The organism is Caballeronia sp. BCC1704 (assembly GCF_902833455.1).
Taxonomy (GTDB): Bacteria; Pseudomonadota; Gammaproteobacteria; order Burkholderiales; family Burkholderiaceae; genus Caballeronia.
In genome coordinates this window covers 1,098,081-1,118,737 of record NZ_CADFFT010000002.1, presented here as the reverse complement: position 1 = coordinate 1,118,737, position 20,657 = coordinate 1,098,081, and the positions used below count along the sequence as shown (strand labels likewise).

The 20,657-nt window shown below is 65.3% G+C and carries 15 protein-coding genes; 14 read left to right on the top strand and 1 reads right to left on the bottom strand.

Going from position 1 to position 20,657, the window contains the following annotated elements; all coding sequences use genetic code 11:
* Window positions 1–32: 32 nt before the first annotated feature.
* From HWX53_RS14815 to HWX53_RS14765, 11 genes are all read left to right on the top strand, one after another.
* Window positions 33–1,253, top strand: coding sequence for an AAA family ATPase (locus tag HWX53_RS14815; RefSeq protein WP_175942030.1), 1,221 nt, complete (start codon window positions 33–35; stop codon window positions 1,251–1,253).
* A 1-nt stretch (window position 1,254) separates the two neighbouring features.
* A complete protein-coding gene (locus HWX53_RS14810) occupies window positions 1,255–2,673 on the top strand; it encodes a CpaF family protein (RefSeq protein WP_175942029.1) in 1,419 nt (472 codons plus the stop codon).
* Complete coding sequence (locus tag HWX53_RS14805) at window positions 2,670–3,650, top strand: type II secretion system F family protein (RefSeq protein WP_175942027.1); 981 nt, start codon at window positions 2,670–2,672, stop codon at window positions 3,648–3,650. The genes HWX53_RS14810 and HWX53_RS14805 overlap by 4 nt, the downstream gene beginning before the upstream one ends.
* On the top strand, window positions 3,647–4,609 hold the full coding sequence (locus HWX53_RS14800) for a type II secretion system F family protein (protein WP_175942024.1): 963 nt from the start codon (window positions 3,647–3,649) through the stop codon (window positions 4,607–4,609). The genes HWX53_RS14805 and HWX53_RS14800 overlap by 4 nt, the downstream gene beginning before the upstream one ends.
* Window positions 4,606–5,445: a tetratricopeptide repeat protein gene (locus HWX53_RS14795; RefSeq protein WP_175942023.1), complete on the top strand. Its 840-nt coding sequence runs from the start codon at window positions 4,606–4,608 to the stop codon at window positions 5,443–5,445. The genes HWX53_RS14800 and HWX53_RS14795 overlap by 4 nt, the downstream gene beginning before the upstream one ends.
* A complete protein-coding gene (locus tag HWX53_RS14790) occupies window positions 5,442–5,924 on the top strand; it encodes a TadE/TadG family type IV pilus assembly protein (protein WP_175942021.1) in 483 nt (160 codons plus the stop codon). The genes HWX53_RS14795 and HWX53_RS14790 overlap by 4 nt, the downstream gene beginning before the upstream one ends.
* Entirely contained in the window at window positions 5,921–6,610 is a 690-nt protein-coding gene (locus HWX53_RS14785) for a TadE/TadG family type IV pilus assembly protein (protein ID WP_175942019.1), read from the top strand. The genes HWX53_RS14790 and HWX53_RS14785 overlap by 4 nt, the downstream gene beginning before the upstream one ends.
* A complete protein-coding gene (locus tag HWX53_RS14780; RefSeq protein WP_244140119.1) occupies window positions 6,607–8,439 on the top strand; it encodes a VWA domain-containing protein in 1,833 nt (610 codons plus the stop codon). The genes HWX53_RS14785 and HWX53_RS14780 overlap by 4 nt, the downstream gene beginning before the upstream one ends.
* A gap of 54 nt (window positions 8,440–8,493) precedes the next feature.
* Window positions 8,494–9,159, top strand: coding sequence for an isoprenylcysteine carboxylmethyltransferase family protein (locus HWX53_RS14775; RefSeq protein ID WP_175942017.1), 666 nt, complete (start codon window positions 8,494–8,496; stop codon window positions 9,157–9,159).
* A 62-nt stretch (window positions 9,160–9,221) separates the two neighbouring features.
* Window positions 9,222–9,725, top strand: a complete 504-nt coding sequence (locus tag HWX53_RS14770) for a DUF6496 domain-containing protein (protein WP_175942015.1) — start codon at window positions 9,222–9,224, stop codon at window positions 9,723–9,725.
* Between the two features lie 180 nt (window positions 9,726–9,905).
* Window positions 9,906–11,030 (top strand): succinylglutamate desuccinylase/aspartoacylase family protein, encoded by a 1,125-nt coding sequence (locus HWX53_RS14765; protein WP_175942013.1) that lies wholly within the window; start codon window positions 9,906–9,908, stop codon window positions 11,028–11,030.
* Between the two features lie 34 nt (window positions 11,031–11,064).
* Here the strand turns inward: HWX53_RS14765 and HWX53_RS14760 are convergent, their stop codons facing one another.
* The gene (locus HWX53_RS14760) at window positions 11,065–13,056 is read right to left on the bottom strand and encodes a glycoside hydrolase family 28 protein (RefSeq protein WP_175942011.1); all 1,992 of its coding nucleotides are present in this window, start codon (window positions 13,054–13,056) and stop codon (window positions 11,065–11,067) included.
* Window positions 13,057–13,353: 297 nt separating this feature from the next.
* Between HWX53_RS14760 and HWX53_RS14755 the strand changes: the two genes are divergently transcribed.
* The 3 genes from HWX53_RS14755 (at window position 13,354) to HWX53_RS14745 (ending at window position 20,636) form a co-directional block, all read left to right on the top strand.
* Window positions 13,354–14,247: an alpha/beta hydrolase gene (locus HWX53_RS14755; protein ID WP_175942009.1), complete on the top strand. Its 894-nt coding sequence runs from the start codon at window positions 13,354–13,356 to the stop codon at window positions 14,245–14,247.
* 174 nt (window positions 14,248–14,421) lie between these two features.
* Window positions 14,422–20,232 carry an excinuclease ABC subunit UvrA gene (gene uvrA / locus HWX53_RS14750; RefSeq protein WP_175942007.1) on the top strand — a complete coding sequence of 1,937 codons (5,811 nt, stop codon included), beginning with the start codon at window positions 14,422–14,424 and terminating at the stop codon, window positions 20,230–20,232.
* The gene (locus HWX53_RS14745; RefSeq protein WP_175942005.1) at window positions 20,232–20,636 is read left to right on the top strand and encodes an ACT domain-containing protein; all 405 of its coding nucleotides are present in this window, start codon (window positions 20,232–20,234) and stop codon (window positions 20,634–20,636) included. The genes uvrA and HWX53_RS14745 overlap by 1 nt, the downstream gene beginning before the upstream one ends.
* The last annotated feature ends 21 nt before the right edge of the window (window positions 20,637–20,657 follow it).

Sequence of the window (20,657 nt, the reverse complement as noted above, 5' to 3'; positions counted from 1 at the left end):
CAACCAGTGACCAACGAGCGACTCCGAACGCCATGAGCACAACAGAATTCACGCTGATCAAGGGCAAGGGTTCGGTCCGCGCCGCCGATTTCATTGCCTTCGTCTCCGACCGTCAGACCGAGCAGGTCCTGAAGAGCTTCGTGCTCGAACAGGCGATGCCGCACGCGCATGTCGCGCTCGGCAATCTGGAGGACGCGATTTCGTACGTCAGCCGTCTCGAGCGTTCGCCGCAATTTCTGCTGGTGGACCTGCAAGGCTCCGTGATGCCGCTGTCCGACCTCAACCGCCTCGCCGAAGTGTGCGAGCCGTCGGTGCAGGTCATCACCATCGGCGAGCGCAACGACGTAGGCCTGTTCCGCAGTCTGCTTAAGATCGGCGTGCGCGACTATCTCGTGAAGCCGCTGACGGTGGAACTGCTCAAGCGCACCATCAACGTGGCCGAGGGCAAGGTGAGCCCGGTGTCGCTGGCGCGCGCCGGCAAGACCATCGCGTTCGCGGGCACGCGCGGCGGCGTGGGCGTGACGACGGTCGCGCTCAATCTCGCGCGTTATCTGGCCGAAGACACGCATCGCCGCGTGGCGTTCGTCGATCTGAACCTGACGGGCGGCGCGGCCAACAGCATGCTCGGCGCGCAGACCAACGGCGGCCTCGTGGACGTCCTGCAGAACGCGCACCGGCTCGATCCGCAATACGTGGAACGCACGCTCGTCGCGAACGGCGGCCGCCTGTTCCTGCTGACCGCCGATCTCGAATACGGCACGCAGCGCGCGCATCCGCCGGGCGCGCTCAAGCGCGTCATCGAACTGCTGTGCGACAGCTTCCACTACGTGATCATCGATGTCGGCAATCCGGGCGATTCGCTCGCCCAGGATGCGTTCGATCAGGCGTCGCGCGTCTATCTCGTCACGGATCGTTCCGTGCACGCGACGCGCGAGACGATTCGCCTGCTGCGTTTCATCGAAGACCGCGACAACAATCCGCCGACTTCCCTTCTCCTCAACAACCCGAATGCGGCGACCGCGGGCAAGGTGCAGGTGACCGATTTCATGCAGGCAGTCGGCCGCACGGTGCTGCACGAGATCCAGTTCGAAAACAAGGCGCTCGCGACTGCCGAGAACCTGGGCGAAGCGCCCAAGGAGAAGGCCGCGAACGGCTTCAATCAGGCCATCGTGCGCATTGCCAGCGACCTCACCGGGCAGCAGACGACGGTCGAACGCTCGCTGCTGCAAAAGTTCAGACTGAGGAGAAGCTGAAATGTTTGGCCAGAAGCAGGCCGTCCGCACGCCGTCGCAAACGGTCGAGACGCAACCCGAGAACGTGCATCCGCTGCCGGTGGCGGCGGTGCCGGCGGCAGCGCCGTCTCCTGCACCCGTGCCGGCGCCGACGCCCGCACCCGATGCCAACGACACCCTCGTGCGTTCCGATCTGTTCAGGGCGATCCGCAACGGCGTGTTCTCTTCGATGAACGCTTCGGCGGTCGTCGGCAAGTCGCGCGAGCAGATGAAGCCCGGCATCGAGGCGCTCGTGATGGAAGTCGCCGAGCGCGAAGGGCTGAACATCACGATCTCCGAGCAGGTGCAGATTGTCGGCGAACTGCTGAACGACATGTACGGTCTCGGCCCGATCGAGCCGCTGCTGGCCGATGAGACCATCACCGACGTGTTGGTGAACGGACCAGATCAGGTCTACGTGGAACGCCACGGCCGGCTCGAGTTGACCAACTGCAAATTCCGCGACAACGCGCACGTCATCAACGTGGCGCAGCGCATCGCGGCAGGCGTGGGGCGGCGTGTCGATGAAAGCTCGCCGATGGTCGATGCGCGTCTTGCGGACGGCAGCCGGGTCAACGTCGTGTTGCCGCCGCTCGCCATTCACGGCGCGTCGATCTCCATTCGTAAGTTCTCGAAGCGCAATATCACGCTGCATCGCATGGCGCAGCAGGGCAACATGTCGCCCGCGATGGCGACCGTGCTGAAACTGGCGAGCACTTGCCGTCTCAACGTCATCGTTTCGGGCGGCACGGGTTCCGGCAAGACGACGCTGCTCAATGCGCTGTCGCACTTCATCGGACACGGCGAGCGCACGGTGACGATCGAAGACGCGGCGGAATTGCAGCTCGTGCAGCCGCACGTCGTCAGTCTTGAAACGCGCCCGGAGAACGCCGAAGGGCTCGGCGCGGTGACCCAGCGCGATCTCGTGCGCAACGCGCTGCGGATGCGCCCGGACCGCATCATTCTTGGCGAAACGCGTGGCCCCGAAGCCTTCGACGTGCTCCAGGCGATGAACACGGGCCACGACGGCTCCATGACCACCATCCACGCGAACACGCCGCGCGACGGCATCACGCGTCTTGAATCGATGGTGATGATGGCCAACGGCAACCTGCCGCTCTTGTCCATTCGCCGCCAGATTGCGAGCGCGGTGCACCTCATCGTGCAGATCGAGCGCATGCGCGACGGCATGCGGCGCGTCACGCGCATCACGGAACTCGTGGGCATGGAAGGCGACGTCATCATCACGCAGGACCTGTTCACCTTTCGCTATGACGCGAGCGCCTATAGCGAGGAAGTGAAGGGCGTGTACGAATCCGCCGCCGTGCGGCCGGCGTTCTCGCAACGCGCGCAGTACTACGGCCTGGAAGAGGCGCTGCTCGAGGCGATGAAGCCGGCATGAACATCAACCTGCTCACCCTCTGCACGTTCGTGATCGCGATTCTGGCGGGCGTCATGTTCATCATCATGCAGGACATGCGCAAAAGTCAGCCGCACGCACGCATACAAGCGCGCATGCAGGCGTCGTTCGTCAATCACGCGGTGATCGGCTCGCGCGACCGCAGAGCCGGGCAGTTCGACACGGAGCTCTTCAAGGTCAACAAGCGCGATAACGCGTTCACACGCTTCTTCGGACCGAAGGTCTCGCGTCTCAAGGCCGTGGCGGGCGCGAACGGCATGCGCATCGTGATGGCCGCCGGCGTTCTCGGGCTCGTCATCGCGCTCGTCATGTCCCAGTTGCTGCCGCTGCCCAGTGCGGTGAAGCCGGTCCTCGTGCTCGGCCTGCCGGTGTTCGCGACGATGAAGAGCTACGCGTTCCTCGTCGCGCGCTTTCGCCGCCGCTTCCTCGACGGCTTTCCCGATGTCATCGACCTGATCGTGCGCGCCGTGCGTGCGGGCGTGCCGGTGACGCATGTCATCAGCACGGCCGCCGACGAGTGCCCCGAGCCGCTCAAGAGCGAATTCAAGCTGATGAGCGATTCGCTGCAAGTCGGTCTCGACCTCGAAGAAGTGCTCGCCGTGGCGATGGAACGCATCGAGATCGCGGACTTTTCGTTCTTCTGCGTGTGCCTGCTGCTTCAGCGCGAAACCGGCGGGCAGCTTGGCGAGACGCTCGAAAACCTGGCGGGCATCGTGCGAACGCGCCGCGAAATTCGCACGAAGGCCAAGGCGCTTACGGGCGAGGCGCGGATCACAACGAAGATTCTTGCGGCGGTGCCGGTGTGCATCATCGCCAGCATGTTCTTCTTGAATCGCGATTACGCGATGGTGCTGTTCTATACCGAAGCGGGCAAGAAGCTGATGACCTTCGGTGCGATTTCGATCGTGGTCGGCCTCATGGTCATCAGCAAGATCTCCAAGTTGGATACGTCGCGATGAAGCCGAATCAGGTCGAGACACTCATCAATCTGCTGATGCTGCTCGCGCTCTTCGCGGGCCTTGCTATCTGGTGGATGACGCGCCACGGCGGCCAGCGCGGCCGCATCGCCGAGCGTACGCGGCTTGCGGGCGCGAGCCTGCGCACGGGCGCGGGCCACGCCGACGAGCAGGAGGATGCCGGCTTTCGCAAGCGCCTGATGCGGCGTCTCGCGCGCATCGGCGACAAGCTGCCGCTCTTCGACGCGAAGTATCGGCTCAAGCTCCAGCAGGAACTCATCAAAAGCGGCTACCGCAGCAACCTCTCGGTGTCGGTGCTGCTCGCTTCGAAGTTCTGCGTGGGACTGGTCGGCGCGACGCTCACCGTGATGCTCGGCTCGCGCATTCCGGTGCTCGGCCACTTTCCCGCCGTGCGCGGCGTGGCGATGCTGTTCGCGTTCATCGTCGGCATGATCGTGCCCGAGTATCTCGTCAGCTTCATGGCGAGCCGCCGCCGCGCCGCGATGGCGAGCTGTTTGCCGGATGCGCTCGATCTGCTCGTGATCTGCACGAACGCGGGCAATAGTCTCGGCGTTTCCATTCGCCGGGTCGCGGACGAACTGAAGACGATCTGCCCGCCGCTGTCGGATGAATTTGCCTTCACCGCCGACGAGTTGAAGCTTTCCGGCGACAGCACGCGCGCACTCAACGGGCTCGCGGAGCGCATCGACTTGCCGTCCATCCGCGCGCTGATTTCTACGCTCACGCAGTCCATGCGTTACGGCACGCCCATCACGCAGGCGCTTCGCACGCTGTCGCGCACGGAGCGCGTGCAGCACATCGCCTCGCTTGAAGAAAAGGCCGCGCAACTCGCGCCGAAGATGGTCGTGCCGATGATGCTTTTCATTCTGCCCGCCATTATCGCGATCGCCGCCGGACCGTCCGTTATTCAGCTGCTCGCTTTCATCGACAAGACCAAATGAAGACTCCCCGATCCTTCGCCCGACGCGTTTCGCTGCTGGCCGGTTGCGCCGCGCTTGTTTTGATCGCCGGCGGCTGCACGACTACGACCACCACGCACGCGTCCACCGACCTGCGGCCGGTCAGCAAGAACGGCTCGCCCAGCGCGATGAGCGAATTGCGCATTGCGCAGTCCGCGCTCGAATCGGGCAACATGGACATGGCGACGACGCTCTACGAAAAGATCCTGCAAAACAATCCGAACTCGGTCGAGGCGCTGACCGGGCTCGGCAATGCGCTCTACACAGTGGGCGACTTCACGCGCGCCGGCGTCTATTACAACAAGGCGAGCGCGATCGATAAGTCCGCGCCGGCGCCGCTGATCGGCGCGGCGCGCGTCGCGATCCGCCAGCGCCGCTTCGACGATGCAATCGCCACGTACCAGCGCGTGCTCGCGGAAAGCCCCGACGATCCGCTCGCCGCAGCGGGCCTCGGCGCCGCGCTCGACTTGCAGGGCAAGCACGACGAGGCGCAAACGGTGCTGCACGAAGCGTTGAAGCGCAATCCGGGTGACACGTCGCTGTCCATCAACCTCGGCCTTTCGCTCGTGATGTCGGGCAAGCCGCGCGACGGCGCAAACGTGTTGCTTGATGTGACGCGTTTCCCGGCCGCGCCGCCGCAGGCGCGTCAGGATCTGGCGCTCGCGTACGGCCTGCTCGGCAACGACGACGCAGCCGCCGAGATTCTCGGCCGCGATCTGCCGAAGTCGACCGTGCAGGACAACCTGCGCTTCTATGAAATCCAGCGTCAGCGCATGGGCATGAGCGACGCGTCCGTCACGTCGGTGAGCGCGAGATGAGCGCCGCACGCCGTCCGTTCTGGCGCCGTTGCCTGCGCGACGACCGCGGGATTTCGACCATCGAATTTGCGATCGTCGGGCCGCTGTCGTTCATCCTCGTTCTCATGACGATGGAGCTCGCGCTCGACATGTGCGTCGATGCGACAGTGCAGATCGCGGCGCAGCAGGCCTCGCGCACGGGGTTGACCACCGTCGACCCGGCGAGCGGCACGCGCTCGGATCAGGCCAAGAAGATCATCAACACCATTCTCGGCGGCTGGACGAACATCGGCGCGACCATCGTCATCGACACGGTGAGCTACGGCGCGTACGGGGCCATCGGCACCAGCAATTCGACGGACGGCAGCCTCGGCGGTTTCGGCGATGTCGTGTCGTACAACATCACGCTGACGATGCCGCCCTTCACCGGCATTCCCAAGCTCGTCGGCATCAACCAGCTGGTGTTCCAGCGCAACTACATCGTGCAGAACGAGAAATGAGCTTCGCACGCCCTCTGCTGCGCCTTCTCGCGCGCTTCTCCGTCCGCCTGTGGCGCTCCAATGTCGGAAGCGTGACGGTGGAATTCGTCATCATCACGCCGCTCATGTGTCTCGTGCTATCGGGCTTCGCCGAGATATATCTGTACATGCGCGCGGCGAGCACGCTCGAGCACACGGCCTTCACGCTCGCGGATTCGATCGGCCAGTTCACGCAGGTGCTCGACAGCAACGCGACGACGAACGCCAACAATCTCGGCGCGCTGTGGGCAGCGGCCGCATTGCTCGCCGCGCCGACCGACCTTCAGACGAACGGCGCGGTGTTCATCTCCGCCGTGTGCGACCTGAAGGGCACGAGCGGTTGCAAGATGCCGGGAACGTCCGACGTCAGCTCGACGGACCAGACCGATCTCACGAAGACGGGCACGCAATACAGAAGCTGGCAGCGCGGCGCGCCCTGGAACGCCTCGGGGCTCGTCTCGCAGATCGGCACGACCAACATGCTGCCGACGACCTGGCCGTTTCGTCCGGGCGATTCGGCCGTGATCGTCGAGATTCTCTACAACTACGACCCATGGGCCGCGACGCGCGCCTTCTGGAGCAGCGCGCCCGGCATGCGGACCATCTATCAACGCATCTACGTGCGCACGCGCAACGGTTTGCCGCTTAGTCTGAATACGTCATCGTGAAAAACAGGCCCGTGTCTTGCACCGGCGCGCGCGCTCACGCGAAGCCCGCCTTCTTCGCCAACTTCGGCGGCCCGCGCATGCCGCGCTCGGTGGCGAATCTCGTCATGGGCGAAGAGGGCGCGCTCACTGTGATGTTCGCGCTCACCGCGAGCGTGATGATCGGCACGCTCGCCACCGCGCTCGATACCATCGACGTGGCGAACTCTTCGTCGCGCATGCAGATGGCGCTCGACGTCGCCACGCTGTCGGCGGGTGCCGACCTCGCGCATTTCAGTTCGACGACCGGCGCGAATCTGGCGCAATGGCAGGCCGACGCGCGCGCCTATTACGACGCCAACATGCCGACCGGCTACCTCGGCCTCACCATGCCGAACTCGAACTTCACGGCGACCGTGACCGGCTCGCCAGCGACGGGGCAGACTATCCAGCTTTCGGCTTCCGGGTCGGTGCCGCTCTACGCGCCGTACATTTTCGGCACGACGAGCAGTTCCAGCGGCGGGACGGGGAGCGGCGGCAGCGGCGGTTCCGGCACGACCCAGCCGACGACGCAGACCATCAGCGCAAGCAACTCGGCGCTGCGTCTGCCGAAGAGCACGCTGGAACTCGCGCTGATCCTCGACAACACCGGCTCCATGGCCGACACCGCGGACGGCTCCTCCACTTCGTCAGGCGCGTCGACCAAGCTCCAGGGCCTTCAAAGCGCCGCGAACACGCTCATCGGCCAGATTCTCGGCGTCTCGGGCAACGACTCGTATATCGGGCTCGTGCCTTTCACGACGATGGTCAACGTCAAGGGTTCGCTGAGCACCAACGGTTCGTGGATGCAGCAGGATTCCAGCAAGTGGCTCTACAACTCCACCGGCGTGACCATCTCCAATTGGAGCGGCTGCGTGGTCGAGCCGCACGATTCGAGTGGCCATATCGAGCCGCAGGCCTATGCGCCGAAAAGTTCGCCGGGCTTCACGCCGTGGTACTTCAACGTGCCCCCTTCCGGTTTCTCGATCAGGTACTACACGAGCAGTTGCAACGCGTCGACCAGCGTGAATCCGAATCCTGCGGTCATCAAAGGCGTGCCGCTTTCGTACTACCGCGGCAGTTACGGCTCCGCGACGCTGTGTAGCGGCGGCACCGCGACTTCGCCGACCAGCAGCTGGTCGCAGACGACGACGAGCACCAACATCACGTACGACCAGAACGGCAGTTCCAGCGACTTCCTGCCGTGCTCGATTCAGCCGGTCGTGTTTCTCACGAAGAACCAGAACACGCTTACCTCCGCCATCAACTCGATGAAGGCCTACGGCTCGACGATGATTCCGACCGGGCTGTTGTGGGGCTGGCGCATGTTGTCGTCGGACTGGTCGCCTGCGGTGGCGGGAAGCAACAACGGCTGGACTTCGTCGAGCGACACGACGCTGCCGCGCCCGGAAACGACGCAGGGGCTGCAACGCGTGGCGATCGTGCTGACCGACGGGGTCAACGATCCCGGCACGACCTCCGGCACGTTCCCGATGCCGTACTTCAACCAGCTCTCGCAAGGCGACCGAAATTTGAAGTCGGTGCAGCTCGGACTTAACGGAGTGACTTCTAGTGCCGACAATCTCAATACCTTCCAACTCGGCGTCTGCTCGGCGATGAAGAACAGCGGCATCACGATCTATGCGATCACGTTCGGCAAGTACGGCACCGACAGCACCAGCGTGAAGGCGCAGCAGACCATGCAGTCGTGCGCCACGCCGGGCAACTATTACCACGCGCCGGACAACGCGACGCTCAACCAGATTTTTCAGCAGATTGCTGGAAACCTGGGTGTGCTCCGACTGACTCAGTGACGTTAACAAGGAAGGGCGTGACTTTTTCCTGGACTTCATGCAGCAGGTGACGTGATGAACATAGATGCAGCACTCCGCGCGAATCCGGTGGCAGCCTGGCTTCAGGCGCATGCCGATGTTCTGGTGGAAGCGGCCATTCGCATCGTCACCGTCGCGACGCTCGGCCTCTTTCTTTACGGCTCCCTTGTGCAGTTCTGGCGCGATCCGTCGCGCGTCACGGTGTTGCTGATGGTGCTTTCCGAAGTGGTGACCATCGTCTTTTCCTTGCTCTCGCGCGTGCCGGGCAAGCGAGACTGGAACGTGCTGTCCGTGATGGTCTCGAGCGTCGCGACGTTCTACTTCCTGGCCTTCGATATCAAGCCCGGTATCCATCTGATTCCCGAGTGGGTGGCAGTTTGCCTTCAGGTGATCGGCATGTCGGTGCAGATCAGCGCGAAGCTCTCGCTGCGCCGCTCGTTCGGCATCTTGCCGGCGAACCGCGGCGTGGTCGTGCACGGGCCGTACAAGCTCATTCGCCATCCGATGTACTTCGGCTATCTCATCAAGGACATCGGCTTCCTGCTGCCCAATTTCGGGTTGCAGAACGTGATCGTGCTCGCCGTGCACTGGACGTTGCAGGTGACGCGCATCGTTCGCGAGGAGCGGCTCTTGTCCGAAGACGACACCTATCGCGAGTATGCGAAACGCGTGCGCTATCGCTTGATTGCAGGCATCTTCTAGCCGGCGCCGGGCACGCGTGTTGCTCGCTGCATCGGCATCTCCACATCCCAAGGAGCACCGACATGCCCGAGAAGAAAACCCTCGAACGCGCCGAGAAAGCCAAGCGCGCAGGGAAGTCGCCGAGCACGCAGGCGGGCGCGTTCGTGAAGGAGCAGATCGACCACGTACGCGAAGGCAAGCACGGCGCGAAGTCGGCGAAGCAGGCCATCGCGATCGGCTTGTCCGAGGCGCGGCGCGCGGGCGTCAAGCTCAAGACGCCCAAGAAGGGCGAAGCCTCCGAAGGCACGCGCAAAAAAGCGGCGCAGGATACCAAGGCCGCGCATCGCAAGACGAAGAGCCCGAGCACCGAGTCGAAGGCGAAGCGATCCGCCACGTCCACGCGCGTGCTCAAGCGCGAAAGCTCGAAGGCCGCGTCGCACAAGTCGCTGTCGAAGCAGGCGCACGCGAGTGCAAGCCGCCGCTCGGCCGCCGACCGTTCCGCCGCCGCCAAGAAGGGCTGGGCCACGCGACGCGCGAACGCGGCAGGCAAGAAGTCGCATTCGGCTTCGCGTCACGCATCGCGTTGAAGCGGCGTTTGCGCCGGTGCCAGCGTGCCTGCGGAATCAGGCATGCAGCGCTAGCCTCAGTGGTTCGAGCGCGAGATAATCCGTGCGCGCGATGCAGTGCATCGCGCCGAACACGGCCTCGGTCGTCGCGGTGATCCAACGCCGACTGCGAGCGAATGCAATCGATACGAACCACTCACTATGCGCATTGAACGCACGCCGCTCGTCACGACGACGCTCGGCACCACGCGCGAACTGGTCAGCTTTCACTTCGGCGTACCGGGTGCCCACGAAAAGGTCTACGTGCAAGCATCGCTTCACGCAGACGAGACGCCCGCCATGCTCGCGGCGTGGCGGCTGAAGCAGCGGCTCAAGGAACTCGAAGCGAGCGGGCGCGTGCGCGGCGAAGTCGTGCTCGTGCCGGTGGCTAATCCCATCGGCTTATCGCAGCATGTATTCGGTCAGTTCCTCGGGCGCTTCGAGAGCAACAGCGGGCACAACTTCAACCGCAATTTCCCCATGCCGCCTGCAAGCGCGTTAGTCGAACGCATTCGCCCACGCTTGTCGGCCACGGATGCCACGCAGAACACGCGGCTTCTGCGCGCGGCGGTGCGCGAGATGCTCGGCGAAATGAGCGCCGCCAACGAGTTCGAATCGTTGCGGCTCGCGCTGCTCAGGCACGCATCGGACGCGGACATCGTGCTCGATCTGCATTGCTCGCGGGAAGCGACGCTGCATCTCTACACCAGTCCCGCAAGCTGGCCCGCCATCGAGCCGCTTGCCCGCTATCTCGGCGCGAACGGCGTGCTGCTCGCGACCGATTCCGGCGGCCAGTCGTTCGACGAGATTCACGCGTTGCTGTGGAACGAGGTGCGTGCGTTGCTGGGCGAAAGCACGCCGCTCGGTGCGCCGAACGTCGCGGCGACGGTGGAGCATCGCGGCCAGCGGGACGTGGACTATGAACACGCAGAGCGCGATGCAGAAGCCATCGTCGACTTCCTGATCGCGCGCGGCGTGATCGAAGGAAAAGCGCGCGAACTTCCGCCGCTCGCGCAAGCCGCGACGCCGCTCGCGGGCAGCGAGCAACTGACGGCGCCGGTAAGCGGCATCATCGTGTATCGCGCGGCAATCGGCGCGATGCTGAAGGCGGGCGATGCGGTCGTCGACATCATCGATCCGCTGACGGATGCCGTGACCACCGTCACCACGAAGAACGATGGCGTCTTCTACATGCGACGCGCCATTCGCTTCGTCTACGCAGGCGCGCCGATCGGGCGAATCACCGGTGCAACGGCGTTCCGAACCGGCGTGTTGATCGGCGCGTGACGCGGCGCGAATGCCGCGGGCACGCGCCTCAGCGTTACCGCGCGTCAGTGATGGTCTGATTCAACGTCTTCCCTGCGATCACCGTATTGTTGAGCACGATGTCATGCACGTTGTACGCGTAGATCGGTCCGGGCGTGGTCGCCGTGGCCGGTCCCGCTGCGACAGGCGTACCGAAATCGCAATTGGTGATCGTGACGCCGGCAATGGCGGGAATCGCGGGCGTCGGCGCGGGTCCGTTGTAGTCGAACGCAACGGGGCCTTGCGCGACGATCGCCTGAAAGCATGAGCCGGTGACGCCGTTCAGCGTGACGTTGCTGGCCTTGACGTTGGAGATGTTGACGTTCTGCACCAGCGCCGGGCGCGTGCGGATGGCGTCCTTCGACGGCTGATAGTCGCAATCGAACGTGATGATGCCGCCTTGCGCCGCCGACGGATTCGCCGCGCTCGCCGTGACCACGCCGAGCGGCACCGTCGCGTTGATCGGGCTGCCCGCGAGCAGGCTGCTGCCGTAGCCCGACGGCGTCAGACTCACCCCATTGGGCAGCGTCACGTTATCGACGTAGAAGTTCTTCACGAAGCCGCCGCGATTCATGTTGGTCTTCACACGAATCGCGATGTTGAGCGAGTTCGTCGCCCAGAACTTGTTCAGCATCTGAAGGTTGCGCGCATAGATGTTCTGCACGCCGCCGCCCATTTCGCTGCCGAGCGTGATGCCGCCGTGGCCGCTGTTCATCGTGCAGTTCTGGATGACGTGGTTCTGCGCGGGCCCGTATTGCGTATCGAGGTCCTTGCCCGACTTGATCGCGATGCAGTCGTCGCCGGTGTTGAACGTGACGCTGTCGCACAGCACCATGTCACAGGCGTCGGGATCGAAGCCGTCGTTGTTCGGGCCGATGCTGTCCACCGTCACGCCGGTGATGACCACATTCTTGCAATCGGTCGGATGATGCTGCCAGAACGGCGTATTGATGGTGCGGTAGCCCTGCATCAGAACATTAGTACACCCGATGAATTCCACCATGCTCGGCCGCAGATAATGTCCGATGCCGAAGATGCGCTTCTCGATCGCCACGCCCGCTTCCGACAGCGCGGGCAGATAGTTCTGGTCCTGTTGCCACGGCGTTGCGGGGTCGGTGAGCTTCGCGTAGAGCGCATCCGAAATGCCGGGCACGGCGGTCTTCAGATCGACGTTGTTCGGATTGGCGAAGGCCTGCGAGGGCGTCGACGAGCCCGCGTAGCCGTAGGCGCCGCTATTGCCTTTCCACGTCCACCAGCACGTCGACGTATTGCCGCTGCCGGCGAACGGCGTCATGGCTTGACCGTTGAGCACCGATGTATCGCCTTCGCCGGTGATCGCGATGTTCGTCTGGTTACGCGCGTAGACGGGCGGGCCGTAGTTCAGGCAGTCGTTGGCCTGCCACCGGCTGTAGTAGAGCTTGCCGTTCGCGCCGCAGTCGATCGGGCCGTCCTTCGCGTAGTCCGCCGGATTCGGGCTAAAGAAGATCTCGCAATTCGCGCTCAAGTGAAAGTCGACGTTGGATTGCAGGATGATCGGCCCCGCGCAATACCAGTTGCCGGCCGGCACGACCACGCGTCCGCCGCCCGCCGCGCTGCACGCCGCGATGGCCGCGAGGAACGCGGGGCGCGAGTCGAAGGAGCCGGGCGCCTGCGTCTGGTCCGCGCCGGTGCTGAGCGGCGACTTCGACGGATCGGTGTACGGGCTCGTCGCGGCAATCACGGTGCACGGCTTCGCGCCGTAGTCGGTGACGAGGAACTGGCGGCTCGGCACCATCGACGTCGACACGTTCTTGAGCGCGTTGATGATCTGCGTCGCGGCACCGGACGGACCCCAGATCGGGTCCTCGGGCGTGGCCGGGGCGCCCGACTCGTGATGGCCGCCTCCGCAGCCGGCGAGCACGCTCAGACTGCCGAGTCCGCCGATGAGCGGCGCGCTCGCCGACGCGCCGGCGAATTTCAGCAGCGAGCGACGGCGGGCAGAAGCGGGGGCGGTGGGGCGCTGTTTCATGCTTGTCTCCATTCCGGTATCGACCGGTTTTGATGTGGCGCTTCAAACGACGTCGTATGACAGCCGCAAGCGTAAGCGCCCATGTAAGAAACCGTTTTCCTGTCGTGACAATAGCGACGTCGCGCGCCGTGCGTCAAGGCATGCACATGAGCGATAGGCTCGGGACTTTCCCGTAAGGAAGCGATTACCCATGCGGCGTATCTCATACGACATCATGTGTCACTATTGCCGCAGCCGTCCGGCGGGGAATCGCGCGCGGTTCTAGAATTGACGCTTCGCTTCCCGAATGGAGGAGCCATGCTGACCTTCGAACTGCACGCAGAGACGCCGACGCTCGACATCGCCTACGCCGACGCCGGCCCCGCCGACGGACCGCCCGTGATCCTGCTGCACGGCTGGCCAGACGCCGCGCGCGCCTGGTCGAACGTCGCGGCGCGGCTCAATGCGGCGGGCTACCGCACCATCGTTCCGGAACTGCGCGGCGCGGGCGGCACGCGCTTCCTGCGCGCGGGCACCATCCGCGATGGCTCGGGCGTCGCGCTGGCGCAAGACGCAATCGATCTGGCGGATGCGCTCGGCATCGCTCGTTTCGATGTGGTCGGTCACGACTGGGGCGCGCGCGCCGCCTACACGCTCGCCGCGCTGTTCCCCGAGCGCGTGCGGCGCTTGGCGGCCATCGCGCTGGCGTTTCAGCCGCGCGGCAAGTTCACGTTGCCGCGGGATTTCGCGCAGGCGCGGCGCTTCTGGTACCAGTGGTTCATGTCGCTCGACGACGCGCCGGACGTGATCGCCGCCGATCCGAAAGGCTTCGCGCGCATCCAGTGGAACACATGGTCGCCGCCCGGCTGGTTCGACGAAGCCGAGTTCGCCGCCACGGCGCGCGCCTTCGAGAATCCGGACTGGGTGTCGATCACGCTGAACGCGTATCGCCGCCGCTGGCGCAGCGATCAACCGTCGGACCCGGCGCTCGAACCGTTGTACGAGCGGCTTGCGACGATCGAGCGCATCGGCGTGCCGGCGCTGATGATTCAGGGCGGCTCGGATTTCTGCGACGACGTCTCGATGTCCGAAGGGCAGGAAGGCTGCTTCACGGCGGGCTATCGGCGCGTCGTGATCGACGGCGCGGGGCACTTTCCGCCACGCGAAGCGCCCGATGCCGTCGCGGACGCGCTCATCGCTCACTTGCGCTGACGGCGAGCGGGCGAGCTACTTGCAAGTGCCGGGCGAACGCTTCGCCCGCTTTTTGCGACCGGTACTGTATGGGTGTACAGTACCGGTCGCTGCGGCAGGCGCCTGCCGCCGGACCACCGCGCGGCGCCGCCCACGGCCTGACAGGCCGTCCATCACATTGAACCGGTTGAAAAATTGGCATCGAACAACGCAATCCGCATTCGCGGCGCCCGTCAACATAACCTCAAGAATCTCGATATCGACTTGCACACCGGCCAGATGACGGTGGTGACCGGCCCGTCCGGTTCGGGCAAGTCGAGCCTCGTCTTCGACACGCTGTACGCCGAAGGCCAGCGCCGCTACGTCGAGACGTTCAGCGCGTACGCACGCCAGTTCCTCGACCGCATGGACCGGCCGCAGGTCGATCGCGTGGACGGCGTGCCGCCCGCCATCGCCATCGACCAGACGAACCCGGTGCGCAGTTCGCGCTCGACGGTCGGCACGATGACCGAGCTCAACGATCACCTGAAGCTCTTCTACGCGCGCGCCGCCGAACTCTTCGACAGGAAGACCGCCCATCGCGTGCGGCACGACACGCCCGAGACCATCTACGCGGAACTGCTGGAGCGCACGCGCGATGCCGATCCGCGGCTCGCGGTGACGTTTCCGGTCGAACTGCCCGACACGACGAGCGACGACGAAGTCGCGCAGTGGCTTTCCGCGAGCGGCTACACCCGCGTGCAGGCCAAGCGCCATGTACAGACGGAAGCGGGCGCGCGGCAAGTGCTCGATGTCGTCGCGGACCGGTTTCGCCTGCAAGGCACGGAGCGCTCGCGCGCGCTCGAAGCCATCGAAGGCGCGCTGCTGCGCGGCAGCGGGCGCGTGAACGTCTATGTGCTGAAAGACGAAACCGAACCCGATATCTGGCGCTTTTCGACCGGCTTGCATAGCCCGGAAAGCGACTTGCGTTATGCCGATCCGCAGCCGGCGCTGTTCTCGTTCAACTCGGCTTACGGCGCGTGCGAGACGTGTCGCGGTTTCGGCCGCGTGATCGGCGTGGACTACGGCCTCGTCATCCCGGACGAGAAGAAGACGCTGCGCGAAGGCGCGATCAAGACGCTGCAAACGCCCGCGTGGAAAGAGAATCAGGATGATCTCGTGCGCTACGGCGCGAAGGCGGGCATCCGGCTCGGCGTGCCCTGGAGCGAACTGACGCAGAAGGAGCGCGACTGGGTCATCCACGGATCGCCGGACTGGACCGGCAAGTGGGGCAGCCAGTGGTACGGCGTGCAGCGTTTCTTCGACTATCTGGAGTCGAAGGCGTACAAGATGCACATCCGCGTGCTGCTTTCCAAGTACCGCAGCTATACGACGTGTCCCGCCTGCGCGGGCGCGCGGCTCAAGACGGAATCGCTCTTGTGGCGCCTCGGCACCAACGAGCAAGCCGACGCGGTGCTCGCGCCCGCGGACCGCTTCTTGCCGAACGGCGTCGACTGGACGCGCGATCAGCTCGAAGCGTTGCCGGGCCTGACCGTGCACGACCTGATGCTGATGCCGATCGAGCGCATCCGCCGCTTCTTCGATTCGCTCACGCTGCCGTCCACGCTGCTGGACGAGGCGCTCAAGCTGCTGCATGCCGAAGTGCGCACGCGCCTCAAATATCTGTGCGACGTCGGCCTCGGCTATCTGACGCTGGACCGGCAAAGCCGCACGCTGTCGGGCGGTGAAGTGCAGCGCATCAACCTGACGACCGCGCTCGGCACGTCGCTCGTCAACACGCTGTTCGTGCTGGACGAGCCGAGCATCGGGCTGCATCCGCGCGATCTGAACCGCATCGTGGAAGCCATGCACCGTCTGCGCGATGCGGGCAATACGCTCGTCGTCGTGGAGCATGACCCTTCGGTGATGCTCGCGGCGGATCGCCTGATCGACATGGGACCGGGGCCGGGCGAGCGCGGCGGGCAGATCGTCTACGACGGCACGCCCGACGATATCCAATCAAGCGATACGTTGACCGGCGCGTATCTCGGCGGCCGCAAGCACGTCGCGCATGCGTCGAACTGGACGCGCCGCGCGGTCGATGCGAACTCGCCGCGTCTGGTCCTCGAAGGCGCGAGCGATCACAACTTGCAGGACGTGACCGTCGAGATTCCGCTGGAACGCCTCGTCTGCGTGACGGGCGTTTCGGGCTCGGGCAAATCGACGCTGATCCAGGACGTGCTCGCGCCCGCGCTCATGCGCCACTTCGGCAAGGCCACCGAAGCGCCCGGCGCGTTTCGCGCGCTGAGGGGCGCGGATCAACTGAGCGACGTCGTGTTCGTCGATCAATCGCCGATCGGCCGCACGGCGCGCTCAAATCCAGCGAGCTACGTCGGCGCGTTCGACGAAATCCGCAAGCTGTTCGCGAAAGCGCCGCTCGCGGCGCAGCGCGGCTACGGCGCGAGCATGTTCAGCTTCAACTCGGGCGACGGCCGCTGCCCGACGTGCGGCGGCTCGGGCTTCGAGCATGTCGAGATGCAGTTTCTCTCCGATGTCTACCTGCGCTGTCCCGATTGCGACGGCCGGCGTTATCGCGCGGAGATTCTCGATGTGAAGATCGAGCGTGGCGGGCGCGAACTGAGCGTCGCGGACGTGCTGGAACTGACCGTGAGCGAAGCCGTCGAGTGCTTCGCCGGGGACGCGGACGTGCTGCGCGTGCTACAGCCTATCGTCGATGTCGGTCTCGAATACGTGAAGCTCGGCCAGCCGGTGCCGACGCTCTCGGGCGGCGAAGCCCAGCGCCTGAAGCTCGCCGGCTTTCTCGCGGAAACGGCGTCGCCGAACCAGAAAGCGCGGCTTTTCATGTTCGACGAGCCGACCACGGGCCTGCATTTCGACGACATCGCCAAGCTGATGCAGGCGTTGCGCAGGCTGCTCGAGCGCGGCCATTCGCTGATCGTCATCGAGCACAATCTGGACGTGATTCGCGCGGCGGACTGGATCATCGACCTCGGTCCCGAGGGCGGCGACGGCGGCGGTCAAGTGGTGTGCGTCGGCACGCCGGATGACGTCGCGGCTTGCGAGCAGTCGCACACGGGCCGCGCGCTCCTCGACTACGAAGAAGCCATGACGCCCGGCGCGGCGGAAAAGCGCGCGGGCGTGCCGCTGCAACTCGCGGCGGAAGTGGCGAGCGCGCGGCGCGCATTGCAGGGCGAGGATGTGGTGCGCATCGTCAATGCGCGCGAGCACAATCTGAAGTCGCTCGATGTCGACATCCCGCACAACAAGTTCAACGTCGTGACGGGCGTATCCGGCTCGGGCAAGTCCACGCTCGCGTTCGATATTTTGTTCCACGAAGGACAGCGGCGTTATCTGGAGTCGCTGAACGCGTATGCGCGCTCCATCGTGCAGCCGGCGGGCCGTCCCGAGGTCGATGCGGTCTACGGCATTCCGCCGACGGTTGCCATCGAGCAGCGGCTGTCGCGCGGCGGGCGCAAGAGCACGGTCGCGACGACTTCGGAAGTCTGGCACTTCCTGCGCCTCCTGTACGTGAAGCTCGGCATCCAGCATTGCATTCACGACGGCACGCCGGTTCAGGCGCAAAGCTCCGAGCAGATCGCCGCGCAGATTCTGCGCGACTTCAAGGGGCAGCATGTGGGCTTGCTCGCGCCGCTCGTGGTGAACCGCAAGGGCGTCTATACCGATCTCGCGAAGTGGGCGAAAGCGCGCGGCAACACGCATCTGCGCGTGGACGGCGACTTTTTGCCGGTCGATCCGTGGCCGAAGCTCGACCGCTTCCGCGAACACACCATCGAACTGCCGGTCGCGGATCTCGTCGTGTCGGCGGAGAACGAAGCGGACCTGCGGCGTCTGCTCGACGAGACGCTCGAAATCGGCAAGGGCGTCATGCATCTGTGCGCGCCGCTCGACGAACTGCACGGCGCGCTCTCCAGCGGCAAGCGGCGCGGCAAGGAAGAGAGCATCGTGTTTTCGACCAAGCGCGCGTGTCCGGTCTGCGGCACGAGCTATCCGGAACTCGACCCGCGCATGTTCTCGTACAACAGCAAGCATGGCTGGTGCAATACGTGCGTCGGCACGGGCGTCAAGCTGACGCGCGAGCAGCGCGCCGCGTTCGACGATACGGTGTTCGCGCAGGATGATCGCGGCCGCGAGCAGAGCATCGGCTCGGTGGATCAGGAACCGGACGATATCGTCGATCAGCCGTGCGCGGACTGCGAAGGCACGCGCCTCAACGACGTCGCGCGCGCGGTGACGTTCGGCAATTACCCGATCACGGAAGTGGGCCGCTGGACCGTGACGGACACGCGTGAGTGGGTCTCGACGCTGAAGCTCACGGGCCGCGACGCGGACATCGCGCGCGACGTGGTCAGCGAAATCGAGGGGCGCCTTCAGTTTCTGGAGGAAGTCGGGCTCGGTTATCTCAGCCTCGACCGCGCCGCGCCGACGCTTTCGGGCGGCGAAGCGCAGCGCATTCGTCTCGCCGCGCAACTCGGCAGCAACCTGCAAGGCGTCTGCTATGTGCTGGATGAACCGACCATTGGCCTGCATCCGCGCGACAACCTGATCCTCTTGAGCGCGCTCAAGAAGCTGAACGACAAGGGCAACACGCTCGTCGTCGTGGAGCACGACGAGGACACGATCCGGCGCGCGGATCACATCATCGATATCGGGCCGGGCGCGGGCAAGCGCGGCGGCACGGTTGTCGCGCAGGGCAGCGTGACGGATCTCGCGGCGCACAAGGCGTCGCTGACCGGGCAGATGCTCGCGAACCCGATCGTTCATCCGTTGCAGCCGCGCCGCGAAGTGCGCGCGGCCGTCGGCAAGCGTCCGGCCGTGCCGGAGCAATGGCTCACGGTCGAGAACGCGACGCTGCACAACCTGCGCAACGTGACCGCGAGCGTGCCGCTGAACCGGCTCGTTGCGATCACGGGCGTATCCGGCTCGGGCAAATCGACGCTCGCCCGCGACGTGCTCATGACGAACCTGCTCGATGCCGTCGGCCGCTCGGTGCTGTCGTCGCCGGCGGTGCGGCGCGCGCGCAAGGCGGCGCAGGCCGACGCCCCGGCCGCGAAATCGCGCGCCAGCGTGCTCGCCCGCGAAACGCCGCGCCCGAAGTTCGACGTGGTCCACGCATGGCAGGGCTGCTCGGGCGTCACCGGTTTCGAGTCCATCGACCGCGTGCTGGAAGTCGATCAGACGCCGATCGGCAAGACGCCGCGTTCGTGCCCGGCGACCTACATCGGCATGTGGGACACCATCCGCAAGCTCTTCGCGGACACGCTCGAAGCGCGGGCGCGCGGCTATACGCCGTCGCGCTTCTCGTTCAATACGGGCAACGGGCGCTGCCCCGCGTGCGAAGGGCAAGGCGTGCGCACCATCGCGATGAACTTCCTGCCGGACGTCAAGGTTCCGTGCGACGTGTGTCACGGCCAGCGCTTCAATCCCGAGACGCTCGCGGTGCCGTGGCGCGGCAAGAACATCGGCGAAGTGCTGACCATGGAAATCGACGAGGCCGTCGAGTTTTTCGCGTCGATGCCAAGCATCGCGCATCCGCTGCAATTGATGAAAGACGTGGGCCTCGGTTATCTGACGCTCGGCCAGCCGTCGCCGACGCTCTCGGGCGGCGAGGCGCAGCGCATCAAGCTCGTCACCGAGTTGTCGAAGGTGCGCGACGACATCACGCGGCGCGGCCAAAAGCCGCCGCATACGCTCTATGTGCTGGACGAACCGACCGTCGGCTTGCACATGGCGGACGTGGCGAAGCTGATTCGCGTGCTGCACCGGCTGGTGGACGGCGGCCATAGCGTGATCGTGATCGAGCACGATCTCGACGTGATCGCGGAAGCCGACTGGGTGCTGGATCTCGGGCCGGAAGGCGGCGTGAACGGCGGGACCATCGTCGCGGCGGCGGACCCGGACACGCTCGCGAGTCATCCGCGCAGCCATACGGGAACGGCGCTGCGGCCGGTGCTCGGCAGAACGCGGCCTGCCGAGGATGCCGCCTGATGACGCCGCCGCCGGTTTCCGACCTGCGGACGCTGCTGGCGTCCATGCAGCCGGAGCTTCAGCCCGGCGTCTATGTGTTCGCGTCGCTGCCGCACGACGCCGCGCCGGGCGGCGCGGGCATCGTCGCGACGTTTCGCGAGCGCGATGGGTTGACTGTCGTCATGGAAGAAGGCGCGGCCCTTGCCGCTGGCGTCACGCCGCTCTTTCGCGCGGCGTGGATCACGCTGACGGTGCACTCGGATCTGAACGCGGTCGGGCTGACCGCCGCGTTCGCTCGCGCGCTCGGCGACGCGGGCATCAGCTGCAATGTGATGGCAGCGGCCTATCACGATCACATCTTCGTGCCGGTCGAAGCAGCCGGCCGCGCCATGGATGCGCTCTTGAAGTTGCAGCAAGGGCGTTGATATGCTTGCGCGCTTCCACAC

Excerpts from the sequence above, each read along its gene's own strand:
- HWX53_RS14765 (WP_175942013.1), top strand. The coding sequence starts at position 9,906 with ATGCGCATTGAACGCACGCCGCTCGTCACGACGACGCTCGGCACCACG.
- HWX53_RS14770 (WP_175942015.1), top strand. The coding sequence starts at position 9,222 with ATGCCCGAGAAGAAAACCCTCGAACGCGCCGAGAAAGCCAAGCGCGCA.
- HWX53_RS14800 (WP_175942024.1), top strand. The coding sequence starts at position 3,647 with ATGAAGCCGAATCAGGTCGAGACACTCATCAATCTGCTGATGCTGCTC.
- HWX53_RS14775 (WP_175942017.1), top strand. The coding sequence starts at position 8,494 with ATGAACATAGATGCAGCACTCCGCGCGAATCCGGTGGCAGCCTGGCTT.
- HWX53_RS14745 (WP_175942005.1), top strand. The coding sequence starts at position 20,232 with ATGACGCCGCCGCCGGTTTCCGACCTGCGGACGCTGCTGGCGTCCATG.
- HWX53_RS14815 (WP_175942030.1), top strand. The coding sequence starts at position 33 with ATGAGCACAACAGAATTCACGCTGATCAAGGGCAAGGGTTCGGTCCGC.
- HWX53_RS14805 (WP_175942027.1), top strand. The coding sequence starts at position 2,670 with ATGAACATCAACCTGCTCACCCTCTGCACGTTCGTGATCGCGATTCTG.
- HWX53_RS14755 (WP_175942009.1), top strand. The coding sequence starts at position 13,354 with ATGCTGACCTTCGAACTGCACGCAGAGACGCCGACGCTCGACATCGCC.
- HWX53_RS14760 (WP_175942011.1), bottom strand. The coding sequence starts at position 13,056 with ATGAAACAGCGCCCCACCGCCCCCGCTTCTGCCCGCCGTCGCTCGCTG.
- HWX53_RS14785 (WP_175942019.1), top strand. The coding sequence starts at position 5,921 with ATGAGCTTCGCACGCCCTCTGCTGCGCCTTCTCGCGCGCTTCTCCGTC.
- HWX53_RS14795 (WP_175942023.1), top strand. The coding sequence starts at position 4,606 with ATGAAGACTCCCCGATCCTTCGCCCGACGCGTTTCGCTGCTGGCCGGT.
- HWX53_RS14810 (WP_175942029.1), top strand. The coding sequence starts at position 1,255 with ATGTTTGGCCAGAAGCAGGCCGTCCGCACGCCGTCGCAAACGGTCGAG.
- HWX53_RS14790 (WP_175942021.1), top strand. The coding sequence starts at position 5,442 with ATGAGCGCCGCACGCCGTCCGTTCTGGCGCCGTTGCCTGCGCGACGAC.